Raw genomic sequence first — 8,460 nt, forward strand, 5'->3', positions numbered from 1 at the left:
GAACGCGCCGATCGCGAGCGAGCCGAGGAGCAGCGCCGGCTGGGGGCGCAGGGCCGGCTCGGGCCACAGCGACCCGAAGAGGTCGTCGAGGACGGTCCGGCCGCGGTCCGCGGCGACGGGATCGACGGCGACGGGGTCGGTGGGGACGGAGGTCATGGGGGCCTCCTCGGCGTGGCCGGTGTCGGACGGGGTGTGGTCGGCAGCTGACGACGGGTGGAGGGGAAGGGTGAGCCGGATCCGGGCACCGGGCTCGCCGGACGGGGGGTCGACGGCCACGATCGTCCCGCCGTGCAGACGCGCGGCCCACCGGGCGATGGACAGGCCCAGGCCGGTGCCGCCGGTGCGGTCGTCACCCCCGCCGCCGTACCGCTCGAACACCCGGTCGCGATGCTCCGCCGGTATGCCGTCGCCCTCGTCGGCGACCTCGAGCGTCCACCTCGCGGGGGTGAGGGACCGGTCGACGGTGGCCCGGAGCCGGACCGTCCCGTGCGGCGGACTGTGCCGGGTCGCGTTGTCGAGGAGGTTCGTCACGACCTGGGCGAGCCGGGCGGCGTCGGCCCGGACGGTGAGGTCCTCGGGGGCGACGTCGACGGCATACGACACCGGGCGGGAGGTCAGCGCGGCCTCCCGCACGCAGGAGGCGAGCAGCTCGCGGACGCCGACGTCACCGAGCGCGAGGCTCGTCGTGCCGGCGTCGAGACGGGACAGGTCGAGGAGGTCGTCGACGAGCCGGGAGAGTCGCTCCGCCTGCCCGAGGGCCGCCAGGAGGACGTCCGGGTCGGGTGCGGTCACCCCGTCGGCGAGGTTCTCCAGGACGGCGCGCTGCGCGGCGAGCGGGGTCCGCAGCTCGTGGGACACCGTCGCGACGAGCTCCCGGCGCTGCTCGTCGGCGGCCCCGAGGTCGGCGGCCATCGTGTTGAAGCTCCGGGCGAGCACGCCGACCTCGTCGCCGCTGCGCGCCCCGACCCGCAGGCCATAGTCCCCCGCCGCCATCCGGACGGTGGCGGCCGTCATCTCCCGCAGGGGTGCCGTCATGCCGCGGGCGAGCCACCAGCTCGCCCCGAGCGCGGCGGCGATCGTCGCGGGGACGGTGAGCCACGAGGGGATGCCGGCGTGGTCGCCGGCGACGAAGAAGACGAGGGCGACGACGACACTGACCCCGACGAGCGCCGCGAGCTTCACCTTGATGGAGGTGATCCGGGCGAGCGGCTCGGCGGTGCTCACGACGACCCGTCCGGGTCGAGCGCGTAGCCCACGCCGTGGACCGTGCGGATCCGGCGACGGCCGATCTTCGCCCGCAGCGTCTTCACGTGGCTGTCGAGCGTCCGGGTGCCGCCCGCGTCGTGCCAGCCCCACACGTCGCGCATGAGGCCCTCCCGGGTCGCGACGGTCCCGGGCTCGGAGGCGAGCGCGGCGAGGAGGTCGAACTCGGTCGGGGTGAGGTGGACCGGGCTGCCGTCGACCGTGACCCGGCGGGCGGCAGGGTCGATGACGAGGGAGCCGACCTCGCGGACGGCCCCCGGCGCCGCGGCGAGCTCACGGGCCCGGTCGACCCGCCGCAGGAGCGCGTGGACGCGGGCGACGACCTCCCGCATCCGGAACGGCTTGGTGAGGTAGTCGTCGGCGCCGACGGCGAGGCCGACGAGGATGTCCGCCTCGTCGTCGCGCGCGGTGAGCATGAGGACCGGCACGGGGCGCCGGGCCTGGATGCGCCGGCATACCTCCAGGCCGTCGAAGCCGGGGAGCATGAGGTCGAGGACGACGACGTCCGGGCCGTGGTCCCCGTATGCCGCGACGGCGCCGGGGCCGTCGTAGGCCGGCACGACCGCGAACCCCTCGGACCGCAGCCGGTCGCACAGCGCTCCGTTGATCGTCGGGTCGTCCTCGACGACAAGGATGCAGGTCATGCACCCGAGGCTAGGTCGCCGCGAGTGGCCTCCGCGGGGGCGACGTGTGGAGATCCTGTGAGAGTTCGCGCGGCGGGCGTCAGGGACGCGAGCCGCGCCGCAGCGCCTCCAGCCAGGCGCGAGCGGCCGCGAAGTCCTCGTCGGCGTTGAGGGGGGCGACGACGGCCGGCTGGGCGTCGGCCCGGGCGTAGGACCCGAGGAACCGCACGTCGGCGCATACCCGCTTCAGGCCCATGAGCGCCTCGCCGACGCGCTCGTCGAGGAGATGTCCCTCGCAGTCGATGGAGAAGCAGTAGCTGCCCATCGAGTCCTTCGTCGGCCGCGACTCCAGCCGCGTCATGTTGATCCCGCGGGTGGCGAACTGCTCGAGGAGCTCCAGGAGCCCACCGGCGTGGTCGCTGCGCTGGTAGAGGACGACCGTCGTCTTGTCTGCGCCCGTCGGGGCGGGCAGCTCCCCGGGCCGGGAGACGAGGACGAAGCGGGTCACGGCGCTGCGGATGTCGCCGATGTCCTCCGCGAGGACGCTGAGGCCGTTGTCGGTCGCGGCGATCGGGGCGCAGACGGCGGCGTCGAAGAGGGCGGTGCCCTCGGCGGCGAGCGTCGCGGGTGCCGACGCGGTCGACAGGGTGGGCACGTAGGCGGCGTGCGGCAGGTTCGCGTGCATCCAGCCGCGGACCTGCGCCCACGCGTGGGAGTGGGTGCCGACCCGGTCGACGTCGGCGAGGGAGACGCCGGCGGGGGCGGCGAGGACGAAGGTGATCGGGACGAGCACCTCGCCGACGACGACGAGCGGGGGGTCGCCCGCGAGCGCGTCGAGGGTCGCCGTGACGCCGCCCTCGACGGAGTTCTCGATGGGGACCATCGCCGCGTCGACCTCCCCCGCACGGACGGCGGCGAGGGTCGCCGGCACGGAGGCGTAGGCCGTCCACGGCGCGCCCGCGGCCGGAGCCCACGCCTGGAGGGCCATCTCGGTGAAGGTCCCCGACGGCCCGAAGAACCCGTAGCGTCCGATGGGGCTCATGCCGCGCGTGATCCGGTCATGGATGCAGCCTATGAGGCGATCCTCGTTAGGCTGGCGGCACCATGACCGGAACGACGCGATGACCTTCGACCTCGTCACGGCCGCCGTGGCCTTCGGCTCGATCTTCGTCATCGAGCTCCCCGACAAGACCTTCGTCGCGACGCTCGTCATGTCGACGCGCTGGCGCCCGCTCCTGGTCTGGGTCGGCGTCTGCCTCGCCTTCCTCCTCCAGACGCTCGTCGCCGTCGCCCTCGGCGGGGTGCTCACCCGCCTGCCGCACAAGCCGGTCGAGGTCTTCGCCGCCCTCATGTTCCTCGTCGGCGGGATCATCCTCCTGCGGGGCGCCCGCCACGCGAAGGAGGAGGAGGAAGAGGCCGAGGAGGAGTTCGGGGAGAAGACCGGGTCGCGGGTCGCCAAGGGCTGGCACGTCGTCGCCGCGTCGTTCGGCATCCTCTTCCTCGCCGAGTGGGGCGACCTGTCCCAGATCCTCACCGCGACCCTCGTCCTGCGCTACCACGACCCCCTGTCGGTCTTCGTCGGTGCCTTCCTCGCCCTCGCCGCCGTCTCAGGCCTCGCTGCGCTCCTCGGCCGGGTGCTCCTCACCCGCATACCGATCGTCATGATCCGCCGCATCGGCGGCTGTGTCTGCCTGCTCCTCGCCCTCGTCACCGCCCTGGAGGTCGCCGGGGTCATCTGAGGCCGGGCGGGGGTTCGTCACCCACCAGAGGAGCCCGAGGGCGACGAGGGCGCCGAGGCAGCCGCTGTTCTGGAGGACCCGCCCGAACCAGACGGGATGCAGGGGGGCGGCGATCCAGGAGACGCCCCACCACTCAAGCCGGCAGGTGAACCACGCCGTGACGAGCAGAGCCGACCACAGGCGCCGGCGGTCGCGCAGCGGGTCGGGTCCGAGGAGTGCGAAGACGACGACGACGAGCCAGTGGAGGTGGTGGATCCACGCGACGGGCGAGAGGAGCACGGCGAGCAGTCCGACGACGGCGACCTCCCCGATGGAGTCGTCCTGCTGCCACATCCGCCGGGCCAGGCGGAAGCCGAGGACGCCGACGACCGCGACGAGGACGAGCCACACGAGGGTCCCGGCCGTCCCGTCGGGGCCGATCCGCAGGAGGACCCCTCGGATGCTCTGGTTCGACGTGCCGCGGTTGGGCCCGAGCCGGGCCGGGTCGGACAGCGCCCCGCCCCAGAAGGCGAAGGAGTTCTCGGGCAGGAGGAGCCACGCGAGGACCGTGACGAGGGCCGCTGCCGCCACGGCGTGGCGCGCCTCCCGCCAGCGGCGGTTGACGGCGTAGTGGACGACGAAGACGCCCGGGGTGAGCTTGATCGCCGTCGCGAGGCCGACGAGGACACCGGGCGGGATGCCCCGGACGAGCCGGGGACGCGGACGGCGCAGGTCCATGAGGCAGGCGAGGACGATGAACGCGTTGACCTGCCCGAAGCGGATGCCGTCGGACACGGGCTGGATCCACAGCATCGGGACGGTGAGCAGCCCGAGGAGGATCGGCGCGCGGCGGCCCGCCCGGTGGATGAGCCGCCATCCGGCATACCAGACGATGGCGGTCGTCGCGACGAGCTGCAGCGCGGTCCAGAGCCAGCCGACGACTCCGAAGGGCACGAGTGCCAGGGGGATCGCGAGGAGCGCCGCGAACGGCGGGTACGTCGAGGGGAGCAGCTGCGGCGACTCCGTCATCGCGTCGTACACCGGACGGCCGATGATGATCGACTGCCCCGCCATCCGGTAGACCTCGACGTCGACCTGCCACTGGTCCAGCGGCCAGAAGACGAGGTAGTGGAGGGTGACCGGCAGCGACCCGACGACGACGATGGCCGCGCAGGCCACCCACCCGAGCCACCCGGGCCGGCCGCGGCGCGCCGCGGGGGCGGGCGTCGGCGGCGCGTCCACGGTCACCCCGGCATTGTGTCGTGCCTCCCGGTCGGTATGCCGGAGGGCTCCGGCCCGTACATTGGGGCGGGTGACGCCGCGCCGACTGTCGCTCCTGCTCGCCGCCGTCGGCGTCCTCGTGCTCGGCCTCGTCGGGGTGGTCCTGCCCGGGGCCTCGGCCGCGACGACTCCCGCGACGAGCGGGGCCGCCGCCACGCCCCATGCTCCGGTCATCCTCATCGGAACCGGCGGGCTCACCTGGTCCGACGTCTCGCAGGACCGGACCCCTGCCCTCTGGTCGTACCTGCGGGACGGCTCGAGCGGCGTCATGACGATCCGCTCGGTCTTCACCAACACCTGCCCCATCGACGGGTGGCTCGGCATCTCCTCCGGCGCCCGCGCGGCCGGTCCCGGCCCGGACGGCAAGGTCGCCCGCCGGACGACGGACCCGTGCCCGCCGATCTCGCCCGTCGTCGACGGCCGGGTCCGCGACTGGCCGGTCTACGAGCACAGCGCCGCGAGCAACCGGTTCGACGCCCACCTCGGGCTCCTCGGCGACGAGGCGAAGCGGGGCGGCGTGTGCATCACGGCGGTCGGCCCCGGTGCCGCCGTCGCCGCGGCACGGTCCGACGGGTCCGTCGACCGGTATGCCGACTACGACCCGGCGCGCCTCGCCGCCGAGCTCGCGGCGTGCCCGATCGCCGTCGTCGACGTCGGGTCGGTCCGCGACCCCGCCGACGTCGCGCCCGGCGAGGCGGTCCCGGCGGCCACGAAGGAGGAGCAGGTCGAGGACGTCGACGCCCGGATCGGCGCCGTCACGGCGGCGGCGCCGAAGGGCGCGGACATCCTCCTCGGCAGCCTCTCCGACGCCGGGAGGAGCGAGCGGCTGCGCCTCGCCGCCGCGCAGGGACCGGCATACGGCCCGGGCACCCTCGACTCGCCGTCGACGCGTCAGCCGGGCCTCATCCAGATCCAGGACCTCACCGTGACGGTCCTCGACCGGGCCGGGCTGCCGGTGCCCGACGACCTCGGCGGCGCGGTCCTCGGGAGTCACCCGGCCGACAGCGGCTCGGAGAGCCTCGCCCGCGACCGGCTGCGTCACCTCGTCGACTACGACCAGGCGAGCCATGAGGTGCACTCCCTCGTCCCGCCGTTCTTCAACGGGGTCGTCTACACCCAGCTGGTCATCTACGCCCTCGTCGCGCTCTTCTGGAAGGGCAAGATCGGGTCGGAGCGGACCCGGCTGCGCGCCATCCAGGCGGCCCGCATCGTCGCGGTCGTCGCCTCGACGGTCCCGGCGGCGAGCTTCCTCGCCAACCTCCTGCCGTGGTGGCGGTTCGAGAGCCCGATGCTCGGGGTCGTCGGGGCCGTCGCCCTCTTCGTCGCCCTCCTCAGCGCCGTCGCCCTCCTCGGGCCGTGGGGCCGCACCCTCTTCGGGCCGATGGTCGTCGTCACGACGGGGACGATGCTCGTCCTCGGCATCGACGTGATGACCGGCTCGCGGCTCCAGCTGTCCTCCCTCATGGGCCTCCAACCGGTCATCGGGGGCCGGTACTACGGCATGGGCAACGTGACGTTCGCCCTCTTCGCGACGTCCGCGCTGCTCCTCGCGACCGTCGTCGCCAACCACTACGTCGTCGCCGGGCGCCCACGGGTCGCGGCGCTCGCCGCGGGGGCGGTCTGCGTCGTCGCCGTCGTCGTCGACGGCGCCCCCTTCTGGGGGGCGGACGGCGGCGGTCCGCCGGCGATGATCCCCGCCGCGGCCTACCTCGTCCTCAGCGTCCTCGGCATCCGGATCACCTGGCGGCGCGCGCTCCTGCTCGCCGTCGGGACCGTCGCCCTCTTCCTCCTCGTCATGTTCCTCGACTGGCTGCGGCCACCGGCGTCGCGCAGCCATCTCGGGCGGTTCTTCCAGTCGATCATCGACGGCGGCGCCTGGGACATCGTCGTCCGCAAGGGCCAGCAGAACCTCGACATCCTCTTCGGCAACTACCGCCTCACGCTCCTCGTGCCGGTCGCCCTCGTCTTCGTCATCTACATCATGGCCCGGCCGACGTCGTGGGGGTCCCGGGCGCTGCAGACCTCCTTCGACCGGGCGCCGGTCCTGCGGACGGGCCTCATCAGCGTCCTCGTCATGCTGACGATCGGCTTCCTCGACAACGACTCCGGCGTCGCCATCCCGGCCGTCGGCGCGACGATCGCGGTGCCGTTCATCATCGCCGTCGCGATGTGGAGCCTCGAGGACGAGGTCAGGGCCTCCCGTCCCGCGCGGACCGGGAGGCGCGCCGCACGGGTCCGCCCCGCCGGCCGAGCACCGCGAGGGCAAGCCACGCCGCCAGTCCCACCCACGGCGTGAGGCTGCGGCGGACCCACATCGTCGCCCGCTCCACCCCCGGCGTCATGCCGACGACCCGCCCCGGGACGTAGGCGACGGCCATGACCGTCGCCCGGCCGAGGAGCACGAGGTCGACGCCGCTCGCGGCGAGCGCGGGCAGGGTCGCCCACGTCAGCGCGTCGTACCACGGCAGCGAGTAGGGCGCCGCGAGGGTGTAGGCCGTCGACAGGACGAACGTCCAGCGCATCGTCTGCCCCGGCACGGTCGCCGGCGCGAGATCGTTCGTGGCCCGGGCGAGGGCCCAGGCGAGGAGCACCGCGACGACCGCGGCGAGGACGAAGACGACGCTGCGCACGGTGTGCCGCGCGAGGTGGTCCTGGAGGACGTCGACGAGGAGCCGTCCTGGCGTCGCGAGGGAGACCGACCGCCGGGCACGCTCCAGCTGGTCGTAGACGTGCCGGCCGAGGAGGAGATGGAGCGGGACGAGGACGACGAGGAGGCCGACGACGAGCGCACCGACCCGGCGGGCCACCGTCGAGGTGCGCACGACGCCCCAGACGCCGACGACGGCCGCCGCGGGCACGGCATACGTGATCTTCGTCGTCGCCGCGAGGCCGAGGGCGCCCCCGGTGAGGAGCGGATGGTTCTCCGCGAGCCGGAGCGCGAGGAGGACGAGGGCCGTCGCGACGACGTCGACGTGGGCGCCGAGGACGCCGGGCCCGAGGACGAGGGGGTTGACCGTCCACAGCAGGTCGACCCGGCCGTGGTCGGCGACGAGGTCGCGCAGGAGGTGACGGGCGAGCAGCCACGAGGCGACGACGAGGACCTGCCACACCCACACCTCCTGGCGCAGGGTGTTCCCCCCGAGGTATGCCGAGAGGGCCTGCAGGAGGGTCGCGAACGGCCCGTAGATGCTCGGCGTCCGCGTCCACGGCGGCTCGACGTGCGAGGTGACGGGGTCGTGGCCGCCGTGCCAGGCGAGCGGGGCCTGCGTGTAGGGGTCGCCGCCCTGGACGAGGATCCGGCCGTAGGCGACGTAGTTGAGGTGGTCGGCGGACCCGAACGGTGTGGTGAGGAGCGCCACGACGGCGAGACCGCCGACCGGCCACCAGGACAGCCGCAGCCGGAGCCGGCCGAGGAGGGCCGCGGCGACGCCGAGGCCCCCCAGGACGTATGCGGTGTCGAGCAGGACGGTCGTCGCCAGCGGTCCGAAGCGCCCCGGGAGCGAGCCGGGCGCCCAGCCGCGCGGGCCGAGGTCGGGGCTCGCGGCGTTCGGGCCCGTGACGCCGACGAGGACGCG

Annotated in this window: 6 protein-coding genes and 1 pseudogene; 2 read left to right on the top strand and 5 right to left on the bottom strand. The window is 74.2% G+C overall.

The genetic code is table 11. The features are described from left to right. The 3 genes from BN12_RS13605 to pheA all read right to left on the bottom strand — a co-directional run. Nucleotides 1-1,224: HAMP domain-containing sensor histidine kinase (locus tag BN12_RS13605; protein ID WP_157635716.1), on the bottom strand; the 1,224-nt coding region annotated here is incomplete at its 3' end. Further along, a complete protein-coding gene (locus BN12_RS13610; RefSeq protein ID WP_048553240.1) occupies nucleotides 1,221-1,907 on the bottom strand; it encodes a response regulator transcription factor in 687 nt (228 codons plus the stop codon). The genes BN12_RS13605 and BN12_RS13610, both read right to left, overlap by 4 nt. Nucleotides 1,908-1,986: 79 nt before the next feature. Continuing rightward, nucleotides 1,987-2,928 carry a prephenate dehydratase gene (gene pheA, locus BN12_RS13615; protein WP_048553242.1) on the bottom strand — a complete coding sequence of 314 codons (942 nt, stop codon included), beginning with the start codon at nucleotides 2,926-2,928 and terminating at the stop codon, nucleotides 1,987-1,989. A gap of 79 nt (nucleotides 2,929-3,007) precedes the next feature. On the opposite strand from pheA, the gene BN12_RS13620 reads away from it, so the two are divergent. Beyond that, nucleotides 3,008-3,625: a TMEM165/GDT1 family protein gene (locus tag BN12_RS13620; RefSeq protein ID WP_048553244.1), complete on the top strand. Its 618-nt coding sequence runs from the start codon at nucleotides 3,008-3,010 to the stop codon at nucleotides 3,623-3,625. Nucleotides 3,626-3,901: 276 nt separating this feature from the next. On the opposite strand, the pseudogene BN12_RS26175 reads toward BN12_RS13620, so the two are convergent. Next, nucleotides 3,902-4,678, bottom strand: a pseudogene (locus BN12_RS26175) (glycosyltransferase 87 family protein); the annotation flags it as partial. Nucleotides 4,679-4,916: 238 nt separating this feature from the next. On the opposite strand from BN12_RS26175, the gene BN12_RS13630 reads away from it, so the two are divergent. Further along, the gene (locus tag BN12_RS13630; protein WP_083454640.1) at nucleotides 4,917-7,181 is read left to right on the top strand and encodes a hypothetical protein; all 2,265 of its coding nucleotides are present in this window, start codon (nucleotides 4,917-4,919) and stop codon (nucleotides 7,179-7,181) included. Here the strand turns inward: BN12_RS13630 and BN12_RS23830 are convergent. Continuing rightward, the coding region (locus BN12_RS23830) for a glycosyltransferase 87 family protein (protein WP_083454641.1) at nucleotides 7,075-8,460 on the bottom strand (1,386 nt) is incomplete at its 5' end. The two genes, BN12_RS13630 and BN12_RS23830, sit on opposite strands and share 107 nt — an antisense overlap.

Origin of the sequence: Nostocoides japonicum T1-X7, assembly GCF_001046855.1 — a bacterium.
Classification (GTDB): Bacteria; Actinomycetota; Actinomycetes; order Actinomycetales; family Dermatophilaceae; genus Nostocoides; species Nostocoides japonicum.